General features: G+C 40.8%; 18 protein-coding genes. 17 read left to right on the top strand and 1 reads right to left on the bottom strand.

Annotated features, from left to right (window positions below; all coding sequences use genetic code 11):
• The first annotated feature begins 5 nt into the window (after positions 1 to 5).
• From uvrA to CBM15_RS02350, 15 genes are all read left to right on the top strand, one after another.
• Positions 6 to 2,873 carry an excinuclease ABC subunit UvrA gene (uvrA, locus tag CBM15_RS02420; protein ID WP_087615590.1) on the top strand — a complete coding sequence of 956 codons (2,868 nt, stop codon included), beginning with the start codon at positions 6 to 8 and terminating at the stop codon, positions 2,871 to 2,873.
• A gap of 86 nt (positions 2,874 to 2,959) precedes the next feature.
• The gene (locus CBM15_RS02415) at positions 2,960 to 4,174 is read left to right on the top strand and encodes a DUF4097 family beta strand repeat-containing protein (RefSeq protein ID WP_087615589.1); all 1,215 of its coding nucleotides are present in this window, start codon (positions 2,960 to 2,962) and stop codon (positions 4,172 to 4,174) included.
• 534 nt (positions 4,175 to 4,708) lie between these two features.
• Positions 4,709 to 5,395, top strand: coding sequence for a cell division ATP-binding protein FtsE (gene ftsE / locus CBM15_RS02410; RefSeq protein WP_008403596.1), 687 nt, complete (start codon positions 4,709 to 4,711; stop codon positions 5,393 to 5,395).
• On the top strand, positions 5,385 to 6,281 hold the full coding sequence (ftsX, locus tag CBM15_RS02405; RefSeq protein WP_014824629.1) for a permease-like cell division protein FtsX: 897 nt from the start codon (positions 5,385 to 5,387) through the stop codon (positions 6,279 to 6,281). Before ftsE ends, ftsX begins: the two co-directional genes overlap by 11 nt.
• A 133-nt stretch (positions 6,282 to 6,414) precedes the next feature.
• Positions 6,415 to 7,719, top strand: coding sequence for a murein hydrolase activator EnvC family protein (locus CBM15_RS02400; RefSeq protein ID WP_008403594.1), 1,305 nt, complete (start codon positions 6,415 to 6,417; stop codon positions 7,717 to 7,719).
• 109 nt (positions 7,720 to 7,828) lie between these two features.
• A complete protein-coding gene (locus CBM15_RS02395; protein ID WP_087615588.1) occupies positions 7,829 to 8,401 on the top strand; it encodes a peroxiredoxin family protein in 573 nt (190 codons plus the stop codon).
• A 127-nt stretch (positions 8,402 to 8,528) separates the two neighbouring features.
• On the top strand, positions 8,529 to 9,962 hold the full coding sequence (locus tag CBM15_RS02390; RefSeq protein WP_087615587.1) for a S41 family peptidase: 1,434 nt from the start codon (positions 8,529 to 8,531) through the stop codon (positions 9,960 to 9,962).
• A gap of 212 nt (positions 9,963 to 10,174) precedes the next feature.
• Positions 10,175 to 11,344 carry a PDZ domain-containing protein gene (locus CBM15_RS02385; RefSeq protein ID WP_087615586.1) on the top strand — a complete coding sequence of 390 codons (1,170 nt, stop codon included), beginning with the start codon at positions 10,175 to 10,177 and terminating at the stop codon, positions 11,342 to 11,344.
• A gap of 139 nt (positions 11,345 to 11,483) precedes the next feature.
• The gene (locus CBM15_RS02380; RefSeq protein ID WP_087615585.1) at positions 11,484 to 12,107 is read left to right on the top strand and encodes a TVP38/TMEM64 family protein; all 624 of its coding nucleotides are present in this window, start codon (positions 11,484 to 11,486) and stop codon (positions 12,105 to 12,107) included.
• A gap of 126 nt (positions 12,108 to 12,233) precedes the next feature.
• On the top strand, positions 12,234 to 15,875 hold the full coding sequence (gene addB, locus CBM15_RS02375; protein ID WP_087615584.1) for a helicase-exonuclease AddAB subunit AddB: 3,642 nt from the start codon (positions 12,234 to 12,236) through the stop codon (positions 15,873 to 15,875).
• A complete protein-coding gene (gene addA / locus CBM15_RS02370; protein ID WP_087615583.1) occupies positions 15,850 to 19,569 on the top strand; it encodes a helicase-exonuclease AddAB subunit AddA in 3,720 nt (1,239 codons plus the stop codon). The genes addB and addA overlap by 26 nt, the downstream gene beginning before the upstream one ends.
• Before the next feature lie 12 nt (positions 19,570 to 19,581).
• Positions 19,582 to 20,760 (top strand): DUF418 domain-containing protein, encoded by a 1,179-nt coding sequence (locus CBM15_RS02365; RefSeq protein WP_087615582.1) that lies wholly within the window; start codon positions 19,582 to 19,584, stop codon positions 20,758 to 20,760.
• A 139-nt stretch (positions 20,761 to 20,899) separates the two neighbouring features.
• Complete coding sequence (locus tag CBM15_RS02360) at positions 20,900 to 21,802, top strand: fumarylacetoacetate hydrolase family protein (RefSeq protein WP_087615581.1); 903 nt, start codon at positions 20,900 to 20,902, stop codon at positions 21,800 to 21,802.
• A 211-nt stretch (positions 21,803 to 22,013) separates the two neighbouring features.
• Positions 22,014 to 22,382, top strand: a complete 369-nt coding sequence (locus CBM15_RS02355; protein WP_008403585.1) for a YisL family protein — start codon at positions 22,014 to 22,016, stop codon at positions 22,380 to 22,382.
• A 472-nt stretch (positions 22,383 to 22,854) separates the two neighbouring features.
• Positions 22,855 to 24,309, top strand: coding sequence for an alpha-amylase family glycosyl hydrolase (locus CBM15_RS02350; protein WP_087615580.1), 1,455 nt, complete (start codon positions 22,855 to 22,857; stop codon positions 24,307 to 24,309).
• Positions 24,310 to 24,364: 55 nt separating this feature from the next.
• Here CBM15_RS02350 and CBM15_RS02345 read toward each other — a convergent pair whose 3' ends face one another.
• Entirely contained in the window at positions 24,365 to 25,171 is an 807-nt protein-coding gene (locus CBM15_RS02345; protein ID WP_008403583.1) for a Cof-type HAD-IIB family hydrolase, read from the bottom strand.
• Between the two features lie 111 nt (positions 25,172 to 25,282).
• On the opposite strand from CBM15_RS02345, the gene CBM15_RS02340 reads away from it, so the two are divergent.
• Both CBM15_RS02340 and CBM15_RS02335 read left to right on the top strand, forming a co-directional pair.
• A complete protein-coding gene (locus tag CBM15_RS02340) occupies positions 25,283 to 26,038 on the top strand; it encodes a serine aminopeptidase domain-containing protein (protein WP_087615579.1) in 756 nt (251 codons plus the stop codon).
• Positions 26,039 to 26,100: 62 nt separating this feature from the next.
• Positions 26,101 to 26,409, top strand: a complete 309-nt coding sequence (locus CBM15_RS02335; RefSeq protein WP_039966323.1) for a metal-sulfur cluster assembly factor — start codon at positions 26,101 to 26,103, stop codon at positions 26,407 to 26,409.
• Positions 26,410 to 26,567: the final 158 nt, after the last annotated feature.

The raw sequence follows: 26,567 nt of genomic DNA, 5'->3' as shown, positions 1-26,567 counted from the left end.
ACAATGTGAAAAATACAGAAATTGTCGTACAAGGTGCACGAGCGCATAATTTAAAAAATATTGATGTCACAATTCCACGCGATAAAATTGTCGTTGTGACAGGGCTTTCAGGTTCCGGTAAATCTTCACTGGCATTTGATACGATTTATGCGGAAGGGCAGCGTCGTTATGTCGAATCATTGTCTGCATATGCACGACAATTTTTAGGACAAATGGACAAGCCGGATGTCGATACAATTGAAGGACTGTCACCAGCGATTTCGATTGACCAGAAGACAACGAGCCGTAACCCGCGCTCAACAGTCGGAACAGTAACAGAAATTTACGACTACTTGCGACTGCTTTTTGCGCGTATCGGAAAACCGTATTGCCCGACACATGGGATTGAAATTACATCGCAGACAGTTGAACAAATGGTTGACCGCCTGATGGAATATCCGGAGCGCACGAAAATGCAGCTGCTTGCCCCTGTTATTGAAGGCAAAAAAGGAACGCACGTGAAGCTGCTTGAAGACTTGAAAAAACAAGGCTTTGTTCGTATCCGTATAAATGGGGAACTGCGTGATCTCGATGATAATATTGAGTTGGATAAAAACAAAAAACATACAATTGAAGTAGTCGTGGACCGTGTTGTCGTAAAAGAGGGCAATGAAACGCGTTTAAGCGATTCCCTAGAAGCAGCGCTCAGAATTGCGGATGGACGTGTTCTAGTCGATGTGATCGATCATGAGGAGCTGTTATTCAGTGAGCATCATGCATGTCCAATATGCGGATTTTCGATTGGTGAACTTGAGCCGCGCATGTTTTCGTTCAACAGTCCGTTCGGAGCTTGCCCTACATGTGATGGGCTTGGAAGTAAAGCAAAGGCTGATATCGACTTAGTCATTCACAATTGGGATTTAACATTGCTTGAAAATGCGATAGCACCATGGGAATCCGTATCTTCCAACTATTACCCGCAGCTTTTGGCATCCGTATGCAAACATTACAACATTCCAATGGATGTACCGGTAAAAGATATTCCTAAGGAGAAAATGGATAAAATTTTATACGGTTCTGGAAAAGAGAAAATTCTATTTGAATATACAAATGATTATGGCAGTATGCATAAGAAAAATATCGAATTTGAAGGCGTCATCGCAAATATCGAACGACGCTTTAAAGATTCCTCTTCAGATTATGTACGTGAGTCGATGCAAAAGTACATGACCGAACAGCCTTGTGCGACTTGTAAAGGGCACCGTCTGAAAAAGGAAACACTCGCAGTGAAAATTAAAGACCAGAACATTTCAGAAGCGACACGCCACTCCATTCAGGAAATGTATGAGTTCTTTAGTTCAGTAGAATTAACAGAAAAAGAACGCCAGATTGCGAATTTAATTATTCGTGAGGTGATTGAACGACTGAAGTTCTTATTGGATGTCGGATTAAATTACTTAACACTTGCACGATCTGCTGGAACATTATCCGGCGGGGAAGCACAGCGTATTCGACTGGCCACTCAAATCGGCTCCCGTTTAACAGGTGTACTTTACATTTTGGATGAGCCGTCAATCGGGCTCCACCAACGTGATAATGACCGGTTAATTAATACACTTGTAAATATGCGTGACCTCGGTAATACGTTAATTATCGTCGAACATGATGAAGATACGATGATGGCAGCGGATCACTTAATCGACATCGGTCCGGGTGCCGGTGTACATGGCGGTCAAGTCATTGCACAAGGGACACCGAAGCAAGTCATGAAAAACAAAGAGTCGATTACCGGCCAATATTTGAGCGGGAAGAAATTTATCCCACTGCCTCTTGAGCGCCGTAAATCAGATGGCCGGAAAATAAAGATTAAAGGCGCATCTGAAAATAACTTGAAAAATGTCAGTGTCGATATCCCGCTAGGTCAGTTCATCGCCGTTACAGGTGTGTCCGGTTCTGGTAAATCGACATTAGTGAATGAGATTTTATATAAATCGCTCGCATCAAAACTGAACCGGGCAAAAGTAAAACCGGGCAAGCATAAAACAATAGAAGGTTTAGAACAACTTGAAAAAGTAATTGATGTGGACCAATCGCCAATCGGACGTACACCACGTTCTAACCCTGCAACGTATATTGGCGTATTTGATGATATTCGCGATGTATTTGCTATGACGAATGAGGCGAAAGTGCGGGGCTATAAAAAAGGACGTTTTTCGTTCAACGTAAAAGGCGGACGTTGTGAAGCTTGCCGCGGAGATGGCATTATTAAAATCGAAATGCACTTTTTACCGGATGTTTATGTACCGTGTGAAGTTTGTCACGGGAAGCGTTATAACCGCGAAACACTTGAAGTAAAATATAAAGATAAAAATATTTCCGATATTTTGGAAATGACGGTAGAAGATGCGTTGGAGTTTTTCGGGAACTTGCCAAAAATCCAGCGGAAACTGCAAACGATTGTCGATGTTGGTCTTGGATATGTGAAACTTGGTCAGCCTGCAACTACATTATCTGGCGGTGAAGCACAGCGTGTGAAATTGGCGTCGGAATTGCACCGTCGTTCAACCGGTAAGTCATTTTATATTTTGGATGAACCAACAACCGGTTTGCATGCCGATGATATTTCCCGTTTGCTGATTGTCCTGCAGCGCTTAGTCGAAAACGGTGAGACCGTGCTTGTGATTGAGCATAATCTCGATGTTATCAAAACAGCCGACCATATTATTGATTTAGGTCCTGAAGGTGGCGAAGGTGGCGGTACAATTTTAGCGACAGGTACACCGGAGAAAATAGCCGAAGTGAAGGAAAGTTATACAGGACGCTACTTAAAACCGATTTTGGAACGTGACCGTGAACGTATGGAATCAAGAATTAGAGAAGCGCAAAATAAATAGATTGAAAAACTAAGAGCGCAAACGAAACTTTTCGTCCTCCCTCCTCGTATAATAACTATATACGAAGCAGAGGGAGGAATTTTTTTATGCAAGAAGAACGTAAACGCATTTTAAAATTAGTTGAAAGCGGTACAATTACGGCAGAAGAGGCAATTGTATTACTGGAAAAATTGTCGTCGGAAAAGGAATCCACTCCATCACAAGCAGCACCAGTCGAGCAACCGCTTTTTGAAGAAAAGTTTGGGGAAGAGCCGCATAAGGCAGAACCGGTTTTTGAAGAGCAAAAAGAAAAACGTAAAACAACAGGATTTGAAGATATTTTCGGCAAGTCATTTAACGATAAAGAATTCAATAAAAAGATGGACGAGTTCATGGGCGATATTAAACAGGATTTATCGCAATTCAGCACACGCATGACAGGATTGGTCGGCGCAGCATTATCCAAGTTTAAAGAACTTGATATTGATACACCGTTTGGAGAAAAAGTTGAGTTTACTAAAACGTATGCTTACCCTGCAGCAGATGTTAAAGGGGTAGAGCTGGAAATCGCCAATGGTAAAATCGATATCGTACGCGCAGCGGATGAATTAGTTACTGTAAATGTGACAGGGAAAACACCGTTAAAAGGTACAGAAGAAGAAACGATTGCACAGGCAACGGAAAATATGTCGAAGCTGACAAATGACAAATTATTTATCCAGTCTACAAATAAATTTGCACAAGTGAAAGTACAAGTAGCTATTCCAGAGAAACATTATGACGTAGTAATCGCAAAACTATTAACAGGTAGCGTTTCAATCGAACAGGTTGACGCAAAGTTAGTTAAAGCGCGTACACATAACGGGGTAATCCGTCTGGAAAATGCAACATTTGATCATGCGGAACTGCAAACGAGCAATGGTGCAGTAGAAGCCCGTCATATTAAAGGTGAAGATTTGGAAATCGGCACAGCGAATGGACGTATATATGTAGATGGTGAATTAAATGAAGTAGAAGCTGAATCGATGAATGGACATGTTGTCATTACAACAACGAGTGCGGAAGCGCATAAAATCAAGGCCCGTGCTCTAGCAGGTTCAGTAGAAATTTACGTGCCGAAAACAGTGGCACTGGACGGTCAGGTTTACTCGAACTTCGGAAAAGCAGATATCGGTTTAAGTGATGTATTGCTTACAGAAGAAGAAGAGCAATTCCTGTCAAAATCGGTACGTTTCACTAAAGAACTGGAAGGCGCGAAACTCTTGAAATTAGTAGGAGAATCCCGCACAGGTACAGTGTTGGTACGCTATACGCTTCAATAGGCGTAGGATTTCAGCTACAGCTTTCCGGATTTGGTGAAGCTCGAGTAACTAATTCTTCAAAGAAATAAATTCCTATAAAATCAAGCATCCATTTTCTTACAAAGAATTTGGGTGCTTTTTATTCGAACTTTTTGTTTTCCGCCAAGTCTCCAATAAAAAGTCACAAATTGCCACATTCCTACATGGAAAAAGAATTTTTCTAAAAATCTCCCTACAAATACCATAATAATCCAAATGATGAGAAGGATTTTCAGTGAAATCGTCGAATAATTAAAAATAGTGTAGAGTATTTTATTATATTAAGAACATTTCATATTTTAACAATTACATTACGAAAACCAAAAAATAAGTGTAATTCTATGAAATTTTATGAACAAATGAAATTTTGTAATGTTGTCATGGCGCTCCGGGAGCCTGAAAACGAGACGGGGCTTACATTGAAAAGAAAATGTAATAAAATTTGAGCTTGAAAATGCTATAATGGGTAAGACTAAAATTTAAAATTCTAGATATTGAGCTTAGGTGGTTTCGTGAATGATTGAAATGAATAATGTAGTGAAGAAGTATCCTAATGGGGTCGTCGCCGCAAACGGGATTACGGTTCATATAAAAAAAGGTGAATTTGTGTATATTGTTGGCCCGAGTGGAGCAGGTAAATCGACATTTATTAAGTTGATGTACCGTGAAGAAAAACCGACTTCCGGCGATGTCATCATTAATGGCATTAATTTGAGAACGCTAAAAAATAATCGCGTACCTCATTTACGCCGTCATCTTGGTGTCGTCTTCCAGGACTTTAAATTATTGCCGCGCTTAACAGTGTATGAAAATGTAGCGTTCGCGATGGAAGTAATTGAAGAACAGCCAAGCGTCATCCGTAAGCGGGTAATGGAAGTACTTGAACTGGTGGGCTTAAAGCATAAAGTGCGAATGCTGCCGAATGAGCTGTCAGGTGGAGAACAGCAGCGTGTAGCAATTGCCCGCTCGATTGTAAACCGTCCGAAAGTGATGATTGCGGACGAGCCTACAGGAAATTTAGACCCGGAAACATCGTGGGAAATTATGAATATTTTTGAGGAAATTAATCGCCAAGGTACGACGATTTTGATGGCAACACATAACCGTGAAATCGTAAATACTGTACGTAAAAGAGTTATTGCAATTGAAGGCGGAATGATCGTCCGTGATGAGTACGGAGGTGACTACGGCTATGAAAACTAGAACAATTGCCCGTCATTTCCGTGAAAGTTTTAAATCATTAGGCCGTAACAGCTGGATGACACTGGCTTCCATCAGTGCTGTAACGGTTACATTATTATTGGTCGGTGTATTTGCTGCGATTATGATGAATTTAAACAAAGTCGCTTCCGATTTGGAAAACGATGTTGAAATTCGTGTCATGATTGATATTATTCCGGAAGCGGAAGAAGCAAAATTGGCAGAAGAGCAGCTTCTTGACGAGATTCATAATATGCCGGATGTCGAGGAAGTTACATATTCTTCAAAAGAACAAGAATTAAGTAAGTTAATCAAAGATTTTGGCGATGAATTAAGTTTATTCGAACAGAACAATCCATTATATAACGTATTGTACGTCAAAGCTGTCGATCCTTTGAAAACAGCTGATGTCGCTAAGCAGATTGATAGCTTAGACAATACTTTTGAAGTAAAATATGGCGAGGGTAAAGTAGAAAAACTATTTAACTTTTTAGAAATCGCTCGTAATGTTGGACTCGTATTAATTTTAGGACTGCTGTTCACAGCAATGTTCTTAATCTCTAATACCATTCGCATTACGATTATTGCACGTAAAGATGAAATTGAAATTATGAAGCTTGTAGGGGCTACAAATTCTTTCGTCCGCATTCCATTTGTATTGGAAGGAATGTGGCTTGGTTTGATTGGATCTATTATTCCAGTCGCAGCCGTTACAATTGCTTATTACAATATTTATGATTTATTGGCACCTCGATTAAAAGGGGAATTGTTCCAAATGTTAGAAGTAACACCACTTATGTACCAGGTGAACGGATTAATCATCTTCATCGGGATGTTCATCGGTATATGGGGAAGTTTCATGTCAGTTCGTAAGTTTTTAAAAGTATAACTTCTTTCAGCGACTGTCACACATTGCAAAGGCAACATTGACAATGACGAAAATAGTGGGAAGTGGCTCGTTTTTTACATCTAAGAGAGACAAAAAGAGCCACTATTACCCATGCATTTAGGGGGAAAAGTTTTTGAAGAAGCTAACGACGCGTTCATTTAAAACCATTGCAGCAATACTTGCGCTAGTACTATTTGTTCAAATACCGGCAGCATCCGCAGCATCATTAAGTGAACTGAAAAAAGAGCGCAGTCAACTCGAAGCAGAAAAGAAATCAATTAATAAATCACTCGAACAAAAAACAAACGAGATTCAAACAAATCAAAACAGACAGCAAAAAATTATTTCGCAGCTGGAGCAACTGGGTGCAAAAATTAATGAAACGAATCATAGCATTGCCGTTGTCGAATTGGATATTGAAATTGCAAACGAAGAGATTTCTATTTTAGAAGATGAAATTGCAGAATTAAAAGAAAAGATCGAGCAACGTAATGAACTATTGCGTGAGCGTGCACGGGCGATTCAGTCATCAGGTACAGTTAGTTACCTTGACGTCCTGCTTGGAGCAAATAGTTTCGTAGACTTTATCGATCGTTTTTCTGCTGTAAGCACACTTATGGACGCTGACCGTCAAATTATGCGTGAGCAAAAGGAAGACCAGGAAAAACTTGAAGTTCAAAAGCTGGAGCTTGTGAAGACGAAAGAAGAGCTTGAAGCGAATAAAGCGAAATTGAAAAGTTTGATGGCTTCGTTAAATCAACAAAAGAAAGAAAAGAAACAGTTAGTAGCAGAGCTTGAAAAAGAAGAAGCTAAACTACGATCTGAGAAAACAGAACTGAAAGCAGAGTACGATGATAAGGTAGAATTAAGTAAAGAGCTGGAAGAGAAGTTTCTTAAAGAACAGCGCCGATTAGCGGAAGTTGCCCGTCAAAAGGCATTGGAAGCTGCGGCTGCTAAAAAGAAACAACAAAACAGTAGCAGCAGCAATAGTACTGTAAGTTCCGGAAACTTGCCGGTTGTTTCTTCAGGACATTGGACAAGACCTGCAGCGGGCCGTTTTACATCAGGGTTCGGTGGGCGTGATATTGGACCAATCGGAAGTAAAAATCACTTAGGAATTGACATTGCCAACTCAATCGGAACACCGGTTGTTGCAGCAGCGGATGGTGTTGTTTCCTATGTTGGTTCGATGAATGGTTACGGGAATGTTGTAATGGTTACGCACTCGATTGAAGGACAATTATTCACGACAACGTATGCCCATTTAAGCGGATTTAATACGAGTGTTGGCGCATCTGTTTCAAAAGGTCAGCAAATTGCAAGACTTGGGAATTCAGGTAACTCAACAGGACCTCATGTACACTTTGAGATCCATGTCGGTGAATGGAACGGTAGTCGTTCAAACGCCGTCAACCCATTAAACTATATTTCACTGTAAGTTATTTAAAAGGCAAAACTTTAATTATTAAAGTTTTGCCTTTTTCGTTTGAATAATTATCTAAAAGTTATGATAATGTACTAATAGGAAGAAATGTGGGGTGAAGTTGATGAAGAAAAATGTTGGAGTCGGTATTATTTTAGTGCTTGTCATCACGATGCTTGGCACTTACATAAAAGCTGAAATCGATCAAAGTACTGCAATCAACGAGCATGCATTAGGAAAAGAAGTTGAATTGGATGAAGAAGTCGGCCTAGAAAAAGGTCAGTTTGCACCGGATTTTACATTATATAGTTTACAGGGCGAGCCACTGACACTTTCGGAGCTGAGAGGGAAGCGTGTCGTACTGAATTTCTGGGCAACCTGGTGTCCGCCGTGTGAAGCCGAAATGCCGCATATGCAAAAATACTACGAAAAATACCGTGAAGAAGACAATGTGGAAATTGTCGGTGTCAATATGACGTACGCAAACGAAAAGCTGGAGCGTGTAGAGCAGTTTCTAAAAAGTTATGACATCACCTTCCCAATCGTACTGGAACAAACTGAAGCTGTTGCCTATCAATATGAAATTATGACGATGCCAACAACATATATGATTGATACATCAGGGAAAATACAAAAGCAAATAATCGGTCCGCTGGATTTGGATGCATTGCGGGAAAATGTCATTCAACTAGATTAAATGCAGGAATTGAGACGATTCGGCCGCCGGAACCTTAAAATATCTTCACTTTAGGACGTTTAAATTCGACTTTATAAGTATGAAAGTTTCATTCGCTTCATAAATTTTATGGAACGGAGGAGAATTCGTGCGAAAAAGTCGGATTTTTTTATTAGTATTAGTAGTTGCGGTGGTGTGTATCGGAGTAATTGTTTATGGTGTGATGAAAGTGAAGCCGCAGCCACAGCAGGAACAGGCAGATTTTGCGGTAGTCAATGAACTGCATCAGTTAATCACGAGCGAATCAGTTTATGATGTCAACTCTGAAAAATTGGTGGAGGGTGCACTGCGAGGGATGGCAAATGCAATAAATGACCCCTATAGTACTTATTATTCGGAGCAAGAAGCGGCATTACATAAACAGACGCTCGCAAGTGAACGAATCGGTATTGGTGTTGAATTGGCAGATGCGAATGGAAAGATTATCGTTGTAGCCCCTATTAAAGCTTCACCTGCAGAAAAAGCGGGCATTCGACCATTGGATGAGCTTATACAAATTAATGAAGTAAGACTTGACGGAAAGTCTATGGGGGAAGTTCGTAAGCTGATGTATGGTAAAGAAGGGGAAGCCGTGGAACTTGTCATTTATCGACCGGAACTGGACCAGCATTTAAAGTTGGTTGTGAAAAGAGAACGTTTGAAAAATGATACGGTAGAAGCTGAAGTTCTCGAAGTAGAAGGAAGAAAACTCGGCTATATAACGATCAATCTATTTGGTGAAAAAACAGCAGAAGAATGGAAAGAGGCTCTTGATGGAGTGATGAAGGAGGAAGTAGAAGGGTTAATCATTGATGTGCGGGACAATCCAGGTGGCTATTTACATAGTGTTGCCCAAATGATGAGCATGTTCGAGCAAAAAGAAAAAATCTTTGCGTATATGCAAAATCATGACGGTGTAACAGAGCCACTGAAAACAAAGGAAGTGGAACAGTTCCAGCCTTATGTAAATTGGCTGCGTGACACACCTTTAACACTTATCCAAAATGAAGGAAGCGCATCAGCAAGTGAAGTGTTTGCCGGTGCCCTACAGGACTGGAAACGTTCGGTCATTATTGGGGTGACGAGCTTCGGTAAAGGAACGGTCCAACAAACATGGGATCTTCAAAATGGCGGAGAAGTAAAATTGTCGACGAATAAATGGCTTACTCCTTCGAAAAAGTGGATCCATGATGTAGGGATTGAACCCGATGTCGAAGTGACACAGCATCCACTTTACAGTGTAGAAACAAAAATACTGAAAGGCCGATTTGAAGAGGGAGAATACAGTGAAGAAGTTGCCTACAGCCAACGTATTTTAAGTGAATTAGGCTACAGTATCAGCCGGACAGATGGATTCTTTGATAAGGATACGGCACAGGAAGTGGAAAGCTTCAGAAAAAAGCATGATATTGCAGAAGGAAGCTATATGGATGAAGTATTCTTCCATGAATTAACAGAAGAACTGCAAACATTCAAACAGTCAAAAGTAAATGACATGCAACTGCAGATGGCGATCAGTTATATTATGCATCAGTTTGAGTGATGGACATTGTAAAACATATTGAGGGCTCGTTTCATAATGAAACGGGCTTTTTATATGATAAACATAAAAACGATATGAAGAATATCCAATTTATTTAACTCACCCGTAGATTTTCAATTTTCCCGAAAACGCCTTTATTTCATTTCCGGTACAAATGGGACTACGCATTACGGAAAGGATTTGGTACAATTATTCGTACGGTAGGTGAGAATATGGATGGAACAATTTTGATTGAAATTTTAAAAGGGATTGGCCGATTTTTTATAAATCCTTTGTTTTATGTCGCCATCATTTCCGCAGTTTTTTTAGGATATCGCCGAGTGAAGCGCGAACGAAGGTATTTTAACCGACGGATATTAGGTGGCTGGTCCGAGCTGAAAAATATGCTTGCGATGGGTTTTATGCTGTCCGTTATTATTTCCTTATTTAGTCTTGTAATAGGCTTAACAGTATCACTCGAATTATTGACAATTGTTTTTATTGTAAGTTTCTTAGGTTTACTCATTTATATGTATCAATTATTATCGCCAGCGATTGTGATGGCGGTTGCTTTTTGTGGAATTGTTTGGATGCAATGGCAAGATTGGTCATATACAATCGGAACACTCGAATTGGCAGGCAGAAATGTTACAAATGATCTTGTTATGACAATTCCGATGATGACGGGGCTCTTACTCATGGCGGAAGGGATTTTAATTCGCCGGTATGGTGCCCGTTTTGCTTCACCGATTGTGGAGAAAACAAAGCGTGGATTAAATGGGATAGGCTATTTCAGTAAGCAGCTTTGGATTTTACCTGTCTTTACGATTATTCCAGGTGAAGGCATTCAAAACTTTGCGCCTTATTGGCCACAATTTACGATCGGAGCAGAACAGTTTTCGATCATTGTTTTCCCGTTTATTATCGGATTCCAGCAGATGGTGCGTCAAAAGCTGCCGATGAATGTGTATCCGCAAATGGGACGTTCGATTATTATGATAGGACAATTTGTGCTGGTCGTCGGATTAGCCGCTTATTTCCTGCCGATACTAGGTGCAGCTGCATTAGCATTAGGTGCAATTTCCCGTACAATTATCGGTATTCATTATAGTCGCTCAGAGGACCGCAACAGTTATGCTGTTGTACGCAGTGATAAAGGTGTGATGATTGCCGGCATTTTACCAGATTCTCCTGCTGAGAAAATGGGACTTGCTGCAGGTGAAATTATTAAACGTGTAAATGGACAAGATGTTTTTACAGAAGAAGATTTGTACAAAGCATTGCAGATTAATGCTGCCCATTGTCGCTTGGAAGTGCTTGATCATTCAGGCGAATTGCGTCTAGCCCAGCATGTTGTCCATCGAGATGATAACCACAAAATCGGGTTATTAGTTGTTAGTTAATTTCAAAAGAATCTCGCTAAGACGAGGTTCTTTTTTTTGGTGAAAACGGGTATAAAGAAATTATGTTAAGATTAAATTGTACTAGACTACATTGTGTAGCTTCAGGAATTTTTATCGTTTTTGGTAGGGGTGAGCAGTTATGTTAGAATGGATGACAATCGATAATATTGAAACAATTGTAGAAAAATATAAACTGTTAGGTCCGTTCTTCGGGATTTTATTAACGTTCCTGGAATCATTTATCCCTGTATTGCCGCTGTTTGTAATCATCATTGCCAATGCTGCAGCTTACGGGTTATTTTGGGGTTTTTTACTGTCATGGCTTGGAACAGTCGCAGGCTCCTACATGTTCTTTCTCATGATTCGCATGTTTGGGAAGTATCGTCTTTTCCGTCGGATTAAAGAGCAGAAACAAGTGAAAAAACTGATTAACTGGGTGGATATTAGAGGATTTACACCATTGTTTGTGCTGCTGTGCCTGCCATTTACACCTGTTGTCGTTGTCAATACGGTCGCCGGTTTATCCAATATAAAAAAGAAATATTATTTTTTGACACTCCTTATTTCAAAACCGATCTTGATCTTCTTGATTAGCTATTTAGGCAGTGATCTACGTGATATTTTAACCTCTCCTGTAAAACTTATTATTTCAGCTGTGATAATTTTAATTATTTGGGGAATCGGAAAATTGATCGAACACATTTTAAATAAGCGTGTGGAAAGAGATTTGCGTGAGATTGGAAAATTACGAAAACATAAATAAAAAGCTTCAGTCTTGTCTTTTAACAAATTGTGAAAAGACAGGGCTTTTTTGTATGATGGCAATTAATGCACGAACATGCATTCTTATATTATAATAGAAGAAAGAAATAGAAATGAGGTGGGAATTGTGACGTTACGAGTTATAACAGGACGGGCAGGCACGGGGAAAACGACTTTGATACACCGTGAAATAGTCAATGATTTAAAAACAAATATATTTGGACATCCAATTTTTATATTAGTTCCTGACCAAATGTCGTTTACAACGGAATATGAGCTGACGACGAACTATGACATTGAAGGAATGATGCGTGCACAGGTTATGACATTCAAACGGCTGGCCTGGTTTGTGCTGCAAAATGAAGGAGGTATCGCCCACGAACGTATTGACGGCACAGGGTACCGCATGCTGTTACGACGTATTTTGGAAGAACATCAGGAGGAGTTCCTATTATTTAAACGCGCGGCAGGTAAATCCGGTTTTACGAAAGAAGTCGAGCAGGTTTTAAAGGAATTCAGCCAATATCATATTGATGTGGAAACTATCGAGCCATTGATCGAGTCATTAAGATTAAACGGTGCAAGTGAAGTACTGCTTCATAAATTACATGACCTGAATATTATTTTAAAGCAGCTGCATGAACGGATCGGGACAGATTACATTGATGGCGATGGCTATTTCCCGCTGCTAATTGAACGTATTCCGAAAATGGAAAGCTTGCGCAATACCGATATTTATCTGGACGGGTTTGTTTCGTTTAATGGACAGGAATTCGCCATTTTAAAAGAGCTGCTTATTTATGCGAAGAGTGTCACAATTGTCCTCCCAATGGAAGACCCGCAAATGGATCTACTGGAAGGCTCGGTATTTTACAGAGCTGCGATGACGTATGACAAAATAAAGAATGAGCTGCAAAAGTTACGATTCGAACGAGGAATTGATATTGAAGAGGAGCCGCGTGTTCATTTAGAAGTAAATTACCGTGCGACTAATCGGGACTTGCTGCAGATTGAACATTGCTTCGACAAAATTACCGATAGACCAGTCGAATCAACGGGACACACGAAAATATTGGAAGGCGTAAATCCGCGCGCAGAAGTGCAAGGTATTGCCCAGGAAATTAAACAGCTTGTTCTGGAAAAGGGACTGCGTTATAAAGATATCGGGATTATGTACCGACAGGCAGATGTATATGATGCGATTATCGGAACGACCTTTACACAGTATGAAATTCCGTTTTTCTCAAATGAGAAGCGGGCGATGCTTTATCATCCTCTTATCGAATTTAGTCGATCTGTACTGGAAATTATTACAACAAACTGGAAATACGAACCGATTTTCAGAAGTATAAAAACAGATCTGTTCTTCCCTTATGGAGCCAACTTAGTCGCGATGAGAGACAGAGCGGATATATTGGAAAACTTCGTCATTGCAAAAGGGATTGTTCATGACCGTTGGATGAAAGAGGAAGTATGGCATTACCGTCGCTTTAAATCACTGGAAAAAGTAAATGCGGTTCAGACAGAAGACGAGCTGGAGCATGAACAGCTTTTGAAATCGGTACGAGACTTAATCCGTGAACCGGTACTGGCATTGCAGAACCGGTTGAAAGGCAAAAAGACAGGCCGTGAAATTGTAGTTGCACTGTATGAATTTATGGAGCAGCTTGATATTTATAAAAAGCTGTTAAAAATGCAGGAGCAGGAAGAGCAGTCCGCTTCACTGCATCAGTCATTGGAGCATGAGCAGGCTTGGAATGGCTGGATTCATATTTTGGAGCAGTTTGACCTGATGTTCGGCGATAAAGTTATGCCGTTGGAAGAAGTTGCGCAAATTTTGGATGAAGGCTTTGAAACACTTGAATTTGCAAGTGTACCGCCGACATTGGATGAAGTAACCGTTTCGACTGTCGAGTTTGCGCGATTTGATAATAAAAAGGCCATTTTCGTAATCGGTGTCAATGACGGGGTGTACCCGATGCGTATGGAAGCGGGAGGTCTGCTGTCTGATGATGAGCGTGAAACATTTGAAAAAATCGATGTGGAACTTGCACCAGGTATAAAAAGCAGGCTCCTGCAGGAAAGCTTCCTGTTTTACCGGGCAATTTCTTCATCGACACAATATCTATATATTACGTATGCAAATGCAGATGAGGAAAGTAAAAGCAAACTGCCATCACTTTATATTAACCGCCTTCACAGCATGTTTGAAATGACGGAAAACCGCGGTACACCAGATGAAAAAGTGGTTCGTACACTGCCTCATCGAAAAATTGCAATGGACCCGCTTGATGAGTTCCAAAAGGACAATGTGCTCAATTATATACAGCACCCATCACCGGCGATTGGCTTCTTAATGACCCAGCTGAAGCAGGCGCAGCATGAGCGACGTCCACTTACAGAAGAATGGACAGCATTAAAAGCTTTTTACGAACGGGAACAGCGCTGGAAAGATGTACTGAATTTCGTGGAAAAACCTTTATATACGACAAATGAAGCGGAGCCTCTAACGGAAGAAGTAGCGACAGCATTGTATGGCGAAGATTTCTTGGCGAGTGTGTCGCGTATCGAACGCTTTTACAGCTGTCCGTATTCGCATTTTGCGTCCTACGGGCTGAAACTGCAGGAGCGTACTGAATTCAAGCTGGAAACGTTCGCGATGGGCGATCTGTTCCATGAGGCAATCCGAACGATTTTATCCGAGAAAGAGCCATCGATTCCGCTCACAACATATGTAGCGTGCTATAAAAAAGCGGATGAAACGATTTCAAAACTGGCGGATTATTTCTCTTACAGTATTCTGAAGAGCAGCCACCGTTTCGAATATATTAAAACGAAACTTGTGAAAATTGTTGCCCGTACGATTTATGCGCTCATTAATCAAAGTGAGCTGTCGAAGTTTAAAGCGATTGCTCATGAAAAGCCATTTGGGAAGCGAGACGATAAAAATACGGAACAGGATGACCGCAATCCGCTGGAAGCACTGAAAATTGATTTGGAGCATAACCGGAAAATGTATGTACGCGGACAAATTGACCGGATCGATGCATATAAAGATGCGGAAAACCTGTATTTGCGCGTCATTGATTATAAATCTAGCGGCCGTAAACTCGATTTTACAGAAGTATATAACGGGATTTCACTGCAGCTGTTGACGTATTTGGATGTAGCGATGAAAAATATCCCGATTATCGCACGCGAAGGAAAGTTCATCCAGGACTTATCGGAGCTGGAAAATATCATTGTCCAGGCAGCAGGGATGTTCTATCTCCATGTGCATAATCCGCTTATTCCGACAGAGGACTATGAGCAGTATGAGCGTGTGGAAAGTTTACGTCAGGAGAAGTTCAAGTTAAGCGGCTATATGGTAAAAGATGTGGAAGTGGCACAGTTGATGGACAAGTCACTTGAGCCGAGTAAAACATCGATTATTGTGCCGGCAGCGTTCAAAAGCGGCGAGAATCCGGAATTTAACAGCCGTTCATCAAAAGTAATCGAACAGGACCAGATGGAAAACCTGCAGGAATTTGTACACTATAAATTCCGGCAGGCGGGCAATGAAATTTACCGCGGAAATACGGAAATTAAACCGTACAGCCTAGGGAATCAAAAGGCTTGTACGTATTGCAGCTTTAAATCGGTTTGCCAGTTCGACCAGTCGGAAACCGGCAACAGCTATAATGAAATTAAAAAACAGCCGGAACAGGAAGTATTCGAAAATATTAAAAAGGTGGTATGTGCAGATGACGATTCCAGCGAAGCCGAATGATGTTCAATGGACAGATGTGCAGTGGAAAGCCATCTATGCATCCGGTCATGACATATTAGTATCGGCAGCGGCCGGTTCAGGAAAAACGGCCGTATTGATCGAGCGACTGATTCAAAAGATGTTAGCGCCTGAAGACAAGCGCATTGATGTAGATGAGCTACTCGTCGTGACGTTTACAAATGCCTCGGCTGCGGAAATGCGTAACCGTATGGCAGAAGCGCTTGAAAAGGAACTTGCCCAAAATCCGAACAACCAATTTCTTCGCCGTCAGTTAAGTTTACTGAACAAAGCACAAATCTCTACATTGCATTCATTCTGTTTATCGATTTGCCGTGAATATGCATACACGATTGATCTGGACCCGGGTTTCCGTCTGGCAAGTACGGAGGAAGCTTCATTATTACAGGATGATGTGCTGATGGATGTGCTTGAAAAGGCATACCGCGGTGATATGGAGGCATTGTTCACGAAAGAGGAGCTTTATACATTAATCGACAGCTTTGCGTCTGACCGCAGTGACCAGGCGATTGAGCTGTTACTGCAGGAAATGTATAAAGTATCGCGCGTACAGCCAAACCCGTATGAGTGGCTGCGTGCATTGCCGGAAAAATATGATGTTGATCCTGAAAGTCCAATTGATGAACTGGTCATTGCGCAGGAAGTCCGCCCGTTTATTATCGGGAGCCTGAGAGAAATTGCCACTCGTCTTGAAAAAGGATTGCAAATTGTGTCCGTTAAACCAGCGTTAGAGAAAAATAAGCCATTGTTTGAAGCTGAATATACAGGGGTTATGCATGTACTCAAGGCAATGGAAGAAGGTTCATGGGAACAGGCATATGAGCTGATTCCAGCTGTTGAGTTCGGACGGATCAAGCCATTGACGAAAAAGGATACCGAGGAAGATAAACAATATTATGCGGTAGCGAAAAATCATCGTGATACGGCAAAAGAAATGCTGTCTGATTTAAAGGAAACATTTTTTGCACGCCATCCAAAGTTGTATGTACAGGAAATGGCGGCGACAAAGCCTATTTTGGAAACGCTCGTAAAACTGACGATTGAATACAGTGAAGCGTTTAAAAAGGCGAAGCAAGAGCGCGGCCTGCTTGATTTTTCGGATTTAGAGCATTATGCACTGGAAATTTTGACGGATGAAGAAAGTACGTCAAATCCGCCTCTGCCGTCCGATGTTGCATTGAATTTCCAGAAGCGTTTCAAAGAAGTGCTTGTCGATGAGTATCAGGACGTCAATTTTCTACAGGAAACAATTTTACAGCTTGTGAAAAATGGCGGGGAGCAGGACGGGAATATGTTTATGGTTGGCGATGTAAAGCAGTCCATCTACGCGTTTCGTCTTGCAGAGCCACGTCTTTTCCTTGATAAATATAAGCGATTTGAAGAAGACCCGTCCGGCACAGGAATGAAAATTGACTTGAATGCCAATTTCCGTAGTCGTTCGGAAGTGCTGGAAGGTACGAACTATGTGTTTGAGCAAATTATGGATGAAGAAGTCGGTGAAATTGCGTACGATGAACAGGCAAAACTGAAGTTCGGGGCGAGCTATGATGAACAGCAAGTACCGATTGAATTAGTTTTACTGGAAGGTGATTCAAAAGCGCAAATCATTCCGGGAAGCGAAGATGGTTCAGAGGAAGAGAGCATCAGCTCGGCACAGCAGGAAGCGCGCTACATTATCCAGCGCATCCGTGATTTAGTCGATCGTGGTGGACAAGTATACAATCCGAAAACGAAATCGATGCGCCCTGTCAGCTACCGCGATATTGTCGTATTGATGCGTTCACGTACATGGTATACGACATTTGCGGAGGAATTCAAATTGGCTGGCCTGCCGCTATATGCCGAAACGGACGGCGGTTATTTTGAATCGCTAGAAGTCATGATTATGATTAACACATTAAAAGTCATCGACAACCCGTATCAGGATATACCGCTCGCGTCTGTACTGCGTGCTCCGTTTATCGGGTTAACGGAAAATGAACTGGCAAAAATCCGTTTAATTAATGGAAAAGTACCTTTTTATGAAGCGTTAAAACAATATAAAGAAGAAGCAGCGGGTGACATGCCAATCGAAACTGAAGCTAGGCTTGATAAGTTCTTCACAATGCATCAGAAATGGCGGCAGTTTTCCCGTCACGGGGCATTAGCTGATTTAGTATGGCAAGTGTATTTAGATACGAATTATTATGAAATGGTCGGCGCGATGGCGAACGGCAAGCAGCGACAGGCGAACTTACGGGCACTGCATGACCGTGCATTAAGCTATGAAAAATCGTCATTCCGCGGATTATTCCGCTTCCTGCGATTTATCGACCGCATGAGTTCACGCGGAGACGATTTAGGGATTGCGAAATCGACAAGTGAAGCTGATGATGTCGTGACATTGCTTACAATCCACAAATCAAAAGGGCTTGAATATCCGGTCGTGTTTGTAGCGGGGATGAGCCGGGCTTTCAATACAAAAGACTTAGGCAGCCGCTATATTTTCGATCAGGATTTCGGTTTGGCGATTAAATCGGTCAATCCGGATTTAAATATCATTTCGACCTCTTTGCCGCATTTATATGTGAAGGAGAAAAAGCTTGCGAAAATGAAGGCGGAGGAAATGCGTGTTTTATATGTTGCGATGACTCGCGCAAAGGAACGACTTATTTTAGTCGGCTCGATTAAAGATTGGGAGAAGCAGAAGGAAGAATGGGCATTTTATCAGGAGCTGGAGGAGACGGTGCTTCCTGCATACATTCGTTCAAAAGCGAACAGTTATTTAAGCTGGGTCGGTCCGGCTGTTGCCCGACATAATGATTTCCTGTTTGCCGATTACGGCTATTCAAATGACGCGGCAACAACAGAAAAGTGGACAGTCCGCATTATTCCAAACCGCGACTATTTGCTTGCCAATGAAGCGGAAACGGTGGAGCAGGAAGTGGTTGAACAGGCAGTGAATGAAGAGTTGGTGGAGCTGCTGACAAAACGCTTTACAACACCGTACCCGTACGCAAATGCGGTGACGAAAAAATCGAAAACGTCGGTGTCGGAGCAAAAGCGTCTCGAAAGTTTGCAGCAAATGGAAGAAGAGCAGCTTTACAATATGGAAGCGAAGCGCTATGTAAAAACCGATGTACCAAGCTTTATGCTGAAAGGGAAAAAAGAACGTAAACTTTCGGCAACCGAAGTCGGTACAGCTGTCCATGCCGTTATGCAGCATATCCCGCAGCAAGGATTTGCATCGATTGAAGAGACAAAACAGTATATCCAATCACTCGTAGAACGTCAGCTTCTGCAGCAAATCGAAGCAGATGCGGTTTCGGCAGAAAAGGTATTCGCCTTTTTCGAAACAGAAATAGGTGGGCGTTTTAAAAAAGCGAAACAAGTGCTGCGTGAAGAACCATTTACACTTAGTTTGAAAGATCAGGAAGGGGACGCCCAAATTATTCAAGGTGTCATCGACTGTATTTTTGAAGATGAACATGGGAACTGGGTGCTTCTTGATTATAAAACGGACTATATCGAACAATATTTATTAGGCGATTTTGAGAAAATTAAACAAAAAATGACAAAGTCGTACCAAATTCAATTAAACTATTATCAGCATGCTGTCCAATCAATTAAGCGTATTCAAATAAGTGAACGCATTTTATATTTATACAGTATTGGACAAGAAGTGAAAATAGATTAGGGGGATTTGACGGTGGATTTTCGCCCAGTAGGTACGAAAGAGCGTGTTGCGACACTGGATATATTACGCGGGGTAAGTTTGCTCGGCATACTATTAGTGAATATGTTCGGTTTTTATTTACCAATGCCGCATATAGCGGATTTAGGCAGCTGGTTTAACGAAGTGCAGGATATCATACTCCAACAGCTTTTGGATATTTATGTACAAAGTAGCTTTTATCCGTTATTTTCTATGCTGTTCGGGTATGGACTAGCTATGCAATATATTAAAGCAAAGGAGACGGGCGCCGATTTTTACCGGTTTGCACCGAAGCGTCTCATTTTGTTGTTTTGCATTGGGATGTTTCATGCAGTTGTTATTTGGTGGGGCGATATTTTAGCGACGTACGCGTTTTGCGGTATATTTTTAATCGCGCTTATTCGGTTAAAGGCAAAATGGCTCCTGCTTGTAGCAATTGCGGTAAATGCTTTGTATCATGGTTTTAATTTAAGTTTATATGTTGCGGCAGGCTTTTTTACGGCATCAACGGATAGTTTTTCTGTCGATATTGAAGCAATTCAAAGTGCCTTAACAGCATACGGTATCGGGAACTGGACAGATGCATTTATGCAGCGTCTGGATGATTTATCGATTCAGATGGGTGTCATGATGTGGATTTCGTCTTTATTTACGATATTACCTTATATGCTGTTTGGCGCAGCACTTGCGAAATGGCGTCTCATCGAGCAAGCGAAAGAAAAAATCGCTGTTTGGATCATTCTGGCTGTTGCTGGTATGGGCGGTGGACTTTATATGAAGAGCTTGCCGATTGCCGGTGACCAAACATTCGGCAATGAATACTTGCAAGTTTACATTGGTGGACCGTTGCTGGCGATTGGCTATATGGCAGTCATCACATTGCTGACACAATTGCCGGTCATTGTAAAAATGCTGTCGCCAATTGCAAAGGCTGGCCGTATGTCTCTTACGCTCTATCTGATGCAATCCGTCATTTGTACGGTACTGTTCTACAATTGGGGATTCGGTTTATATGGAAAAGTAGATGTGCAGATGGGGATTTATATGGCCGTCGGAATTTTCATTATCCAAGTACTGTTTGCGGAAATCTATTTCTCAAAATATAAACAAGGACCGCTTGAAGCATTACTGAAAAGATTTACTTACGGCAAACCGGCAGACCGTAAAGCGTGAACAAAGAATACGGTATTGTAAAAAGTTTTATGCGCCGAACGCTTAGTTTTACGTATTAAGTCCCTTTTTGTCAGAAAAGTAAGGCAATTGTTTTTGTTTTAATGTATGATGTAAAAAAACAGAAGGAGTGCTCCACGTTATGAAATTGTTATCATTTAAAGTAAACGAACAAGTAAAGTTTGGCCCAAAAGTAAAAAAAGAAGAGGCAGTTTGGGATGTTATTGAAATCCAAAACCAACTTAATGTACTAAAAGACTTTCCGAAAACAATTATTGACGGGATTGCACATGGCTATGAATTTGTTGAGCAAGTTCGTAAATTAGTAGAGGCAGCTCAGAATCATGAAGATGGTGCTCAGTTCAAACTGGCTTATTCTGATATTGAGTGGCTGTCGCCAGTTCCTCGTACACCGAAAAATATTTTATGTGTTGGTAAAAATTACAGTGATCATGCCCGTGAAATGGGTGCAGAAAAGGCACCGGAACATATCGTTGTCTTCACAAAGTCACCAACTGCAATTGCCCCGGATGAATCAACATTACCTGTGCATGCAGATGTGACGGATTACCTTGATTATGAAGGAGAGTTGGCTGTTGTAATCGGCAAGCGCGGAAAAAATGTTCCAAAAGCAATGGCATTTGATTATGTGTTCGGTTATACAATCGCCAATGATCTTACAGCCCGCGATGCACAGGAGAAGCATAAGCAGTTTTTCTTAGGGAAAAGCTTGGAAGGCAGCTGTCCAATGGGGCCGTATTTAGTAACAAAAGATGAAATTCCTGATCCGCATGCATTATCAATTGTGACGAAAGTAAATGGTGAAGTACGTCAAAACGGTTCGACAAAAGAAATGCTGTTTTCCGTTTCGGAAATTATTGAGACAGTTTCTAAATATATCACATTAGAACCGGGCGATGTTATTTTAACAGGTACGCCGGCCGGAGTCGGAAAAGGGATGAACCCGCCGCAATTTTTAAAAGCAGGCGATGAAGTGAAAATTGCAATTGAAGGAATCGGGACTTTAGCAAACCGATTTGCTTAATTAAATTAGGATATTCATAGCTGCAGATTGCTAGATTCGCTATTAATAGGCAGTAGATTTTCTGGTATAAGGAAAATCTACTGCTTTTTTGCGGAAAAGTTTCGTTTTTTTATGACAACTCATAGAACACTTGGCAGATTCAATTGAATTTATATAGCTTTACATGGTAGGATATTGCCTGTAGAGAATAAATAGAAGAGGTGGAAAATTCGTGGATTTCTTAACTAGTACGACACATATGCACATCACGACTTGGGTAATAGCATTAATATTATTCTTTATCGCTGCATTATCCGGCAAAAAGATGAAAGCAGTACACATGATCTTACGTGTAATGTATATTTTAGTAATCGTAACAGGGTTGTCTTTATTCCTGGAATGGCGCGACAAGATTACTGAAAGCGGCATGAACTATGATATGAAAGTTTTATTTGGTATTTTAGTAATCGGCTTTATGGAAATGGTGCTAGTACGCAAAAACAAAGGCAAATCTGTCAACATGTTCTGGGTACTTTTCGGTATCGTTCTATTAATCACATTATACTTAGGCTTAAGCATGGGTATCGGTGTAAATTTCTAATAAAGGTTGAAGCGTGTAAAAAGTGGAGGTGGCTTTTTACACGCTTTTTTGTATGGAGTAAAGGCAGAATTGAGAGGTTCTACATTTAAGGAGATTCGTTCTACATTATCTCCGGAAATTTCTACATTTGACACAAACCATTCTACTTTCCCGGCCCATCGTTCTACATTTCATGCGCAAGGTTCTAATATCCCTAAAACTTACTATATTACCGTGAATCATTCTACAAATGAGGAGAGCTGCTTTCCTTTATAGCCAAAATAATCTCCTTTCCCAATCAATCGTTCCACTTTCCACACGAAAACTTCTATTAAAAGACACCGCGCCACCAATTTCTAACCTTATGTAACAATCCATACACATTTTTGTCACGTATTTGCCGAATTTCCTATAAATAACTTTTTAAGCTGGCTACGTTTGTACCTTTTTTGGTAAAATGACGTTGGACTGTAAATGAAAGAGAGGGAAATGAATGGGATTTAATAAATGGTTTCGTACATTGGCTGCGGGTGTGCTGCTTTCGACTTCATTGTCAGTTGCTGCTGTTGCAAATGCGGAAGAAGAGCGTACGATTGCAGATGAAAGTATATATGACGTTTTAGTGGACCGTTTCTTTAATGGTACCGGTAAAAATGATGATGATACAGTAAATACACAGGACCCGACGATGTTTGCAGGCGGGGATTTTAATGGTTTACTGAAGAAAATCGATTATGTTGCAAATATGGGGTATACGATGCTTTCGATTGGCTCTGTATTTGAGACTGAAAAATATGATGGGTCGATGCCAACGAGCTATACAATGTTTGACCACCGATTTGGTACAGCAGAGGAATTTAAAAAAATGGTCGAGGCTTATCAAAAACGTGACATCAAAATAATGGTAGATTTCCCTATTTCTAATGTAAGTCCAAACCATGAACTTTCAGAAAAACAAGGATTTGTAGCATCTGAGAATAATGGAAAAATACAGTGGGACTTAACGAATGAAGAAGTACAAAATGAGCTGATCAACAGTGCTGTACAATTTGTAAATACATATAAATTAGATGGGGTTCGTTTGACGAATATTGAACAAGCCGATACTGCATTTTTAAATCGCTTTATCGAGCAGTTAAAAGCAGCAGGTGCTTATACAATTGCGAATGCGGAAAGTGATGCAAATTTTGACGCGAAATTTTATAGTGATACTGCTTCAAACTTCACATATGCATTTAAAAATGTCGATTTAAATACGACTGTACTGGATCCTCATATCGAGGAAATGCTTTCAGGGACACCGGTTTTATCCATGACGGATACGATCTGGTCGGATCGCTTCACATTGGCGGCAACCGAGGAAGGTATGTATCCGCCGACACGGAGTAAAATTTCCATCGCGAGCACACTCTTACTTCCAGGTGTGCCAGTAGTGCAATATGGATCTGAAATTGCGATGAATGGGGAAGCGGGTGTTGAAGCGCACCAGTACTACAATTTTAAAACGGATTCGGAATTAGCCGATTATGTAGGAAAGCTCCAGTCATTAAGAAATGATTCCGAGACACTGCGTCGCGGGGAATTTAAATGGCTTGAAAATGAAGACGGCTATCTTGTATTCGAACGCAAATCTGATGAGGAAACATGGATTGTTGTCATTAATAATAGTAGTAAGACAAAACGTGTGCATATTCCGGTAGCTGAGCTAGGTGAAGGAAAAGAAGTTCGCGGCATGTTCAACAGTGAAATTATTCGTGAAAATAAGGACGGCAATTATGCGATTATTTTAGACCGCGAAATGGTGGAAGTGTACCAGGTGATTGAAGCGCGGGGTATTAACACTTCTTACATTGTGGCACTTGGTTTGGTCGTTGTATTATACACAGCATTTATGATTGTTATTATGAAGCGCGGGAAAAAACGCCGTGCCGAGAATTCAGCACAATAAAAACAGCCTGGAGAAGCAGACCACATGCTTTTCCAGGCTATTTATATTCTAGCTGCTACAGTTTCAAGCGGTCCTGCAAAAACTTCGCAATACCGTCTTCATTGTTTGATAATGTAATTTCATTAGCGATTGTTTTCAAATCGTCAATCCCGTTACTCATCGCAACCCCGACACCAGCGTAATCAATCATCTCCAAGTCATTGTCCTCATCGCCAAATGCAATGATGCGTTCGCGCGGAATGCCCATTTCTTTTGCAATATAGTCGATGCCTACCGCTTTACTTAACCCTTTATGGACAATTTCGATAATTGGGAAAGGCGCCCCCCAACGTCGATGCTCAATCAGCTCAGCGTGGACATCCTGCAAATGCTTGCGGATAATCGGTGTATTAACATCGTCGGCTTGAATGAGTAAACTTGTCGGATCTTCCTTTAATGTATTTTTCAGATCGCCTGTTAAAATATTGGGGTTACCCATATGCAGCAACTGAAGCACACCTTCATCTTCACGGTGAAGATATACATCATCCATTACTTCGGCGATTAAGTTGTCGTATTCATATTTATGAACAGATTCTACAACATCGTGGACTACGCTTAAATCGACTGTTGTATGAATCGCTTTCCACATCGGATTTTTAGGGTGGTGGATGAGGGCTCCGTTAAAATTGACAATCGGGGTTGTTAAACTCAACTCCTGATAATAAAGCTGACTTGCACGATACGGACGTCCTGTCGCGATCATCACCTGATGACCGGCTTCCTTTGCTTTCAACAACGTTTCCTTTGTCAGCAAAGAAATCTTTTTCTCGTCCGTCAATAAAGTGCCGTCTAAATCTAATACAATTAAATGTTCGTTCATAAGAGTAAGCCTCCTTTAGCCTGGGTATAATTGTAACGTGCAAATTTAGTATTCGTCAAAGTTTTGAAACATTGACCAATTTTTGCTAATGTAAACAAAGAGGTGAGAAATTTGATAGTTAATAAAGAACAATGGAAGTCCATTCCATTACTGCATGTATATGATGAAACGATGGATGAGCAAACACCAGTCGTGATTTTTCTCCATGGTTTTTTAAGCGCAAAGGAACATAATTTACATTATGCTTATCAGTTTGTGCAGCAAGGTATACGCGTTATACTTCCGGATGCATTATTGCATGGTGAGCGCTCGAATCAATTGACGGAAGACCAGATGAACTTTAACTTCTGGAAAATTGTATTAAAGTCAGTGGAAGAAGTACATACTATTTATGAAGAATTGAAGCTGAAAAACTTAGCTGGGAGCAAAGTTGGTATTGCCGGAACTTCAATGGGCGGAATCGTTACATCAGGATGTTTAGCGATCTATCCTTGGATTGAAACGGCAGGTATTTGCATGGGAACGACAAGTTATACGAAACTGGCTCTTCATCAAGTAGAGGAATTAAAGCAAAAAGGCGTAACATTCCCATTGTCTGAAGAACAGCAAACAGGCTTGCTTCAAATGCTGCAAAAATTCGATATGGAGCAGCATGAGGATCTATGGGCAAACAAACCGATTATTTTCTGGCATGGTGAGCGCGATACGGTCGTTCCTTATCATATGAGCCGAGATTATGTTGAACAACTAGAAAAAGAAAAAAAAGCAGAACATATTACTTATTTGGCAGAACAAAAAGCAGGCCATGCCGTATCGAGAAATGGGATTTTGCAAGTCACGCAATTTATGGCGCAATGTTTGGCATAAACCATACGTTCTGCTATGATTAACAATAACACCAAGGCGAAAGGGGAAATTTAAAAATGGCAATTGATCATGATATGAAAGAAAGTATGTTAGGTGCATTGGAAAACGTAATTGACCCTGAGTTAGGCATTGATATTGTCAACTTAGGTTTAGTATATGAAGTGGATTTAACAGACGAGGGTTTAGCAATTGTTACAATGACATTAACATCAATGGGCTGTCCGCTTGCTCCGGTAATTGTTGACCAAGTAACAACTGCACTTAGTGAATTACCGGAAGTAAAAGAAGTAAAAGTTGACATCGTTTGGCAACCGGCATGGTCTAAAGACAATATGTCCCGTTATGCAAAAATGGCATTAGGTATTCGTTAATAAAAGTAAATAAATCATTTGAAATTCGGTCACTTTGCATATAGGCAAAGTGATCGATTTTTTTTACGAACATATATGCGAAGGAATCTGGGTGTAATTATTTGTTGTTTGACCAATTTTGACTTATAATTAAATTAATCAAAAAAGGTCAAACTAAA

The sequence above is a fragment of the Solibacillus kalamii genome, from assembly GCF_002174535.1.
Taxonomy (GTDB): Bacteria; Bacillota; Bacilli; order Bacillales_A; family Planococcaceae; genus Solibacillus; species Solibacillus silvestris.
Note: the sequence above shows the minus strand (reverse complement) of the source record. Positions and strands in the feature narration are given on the sequence as shown.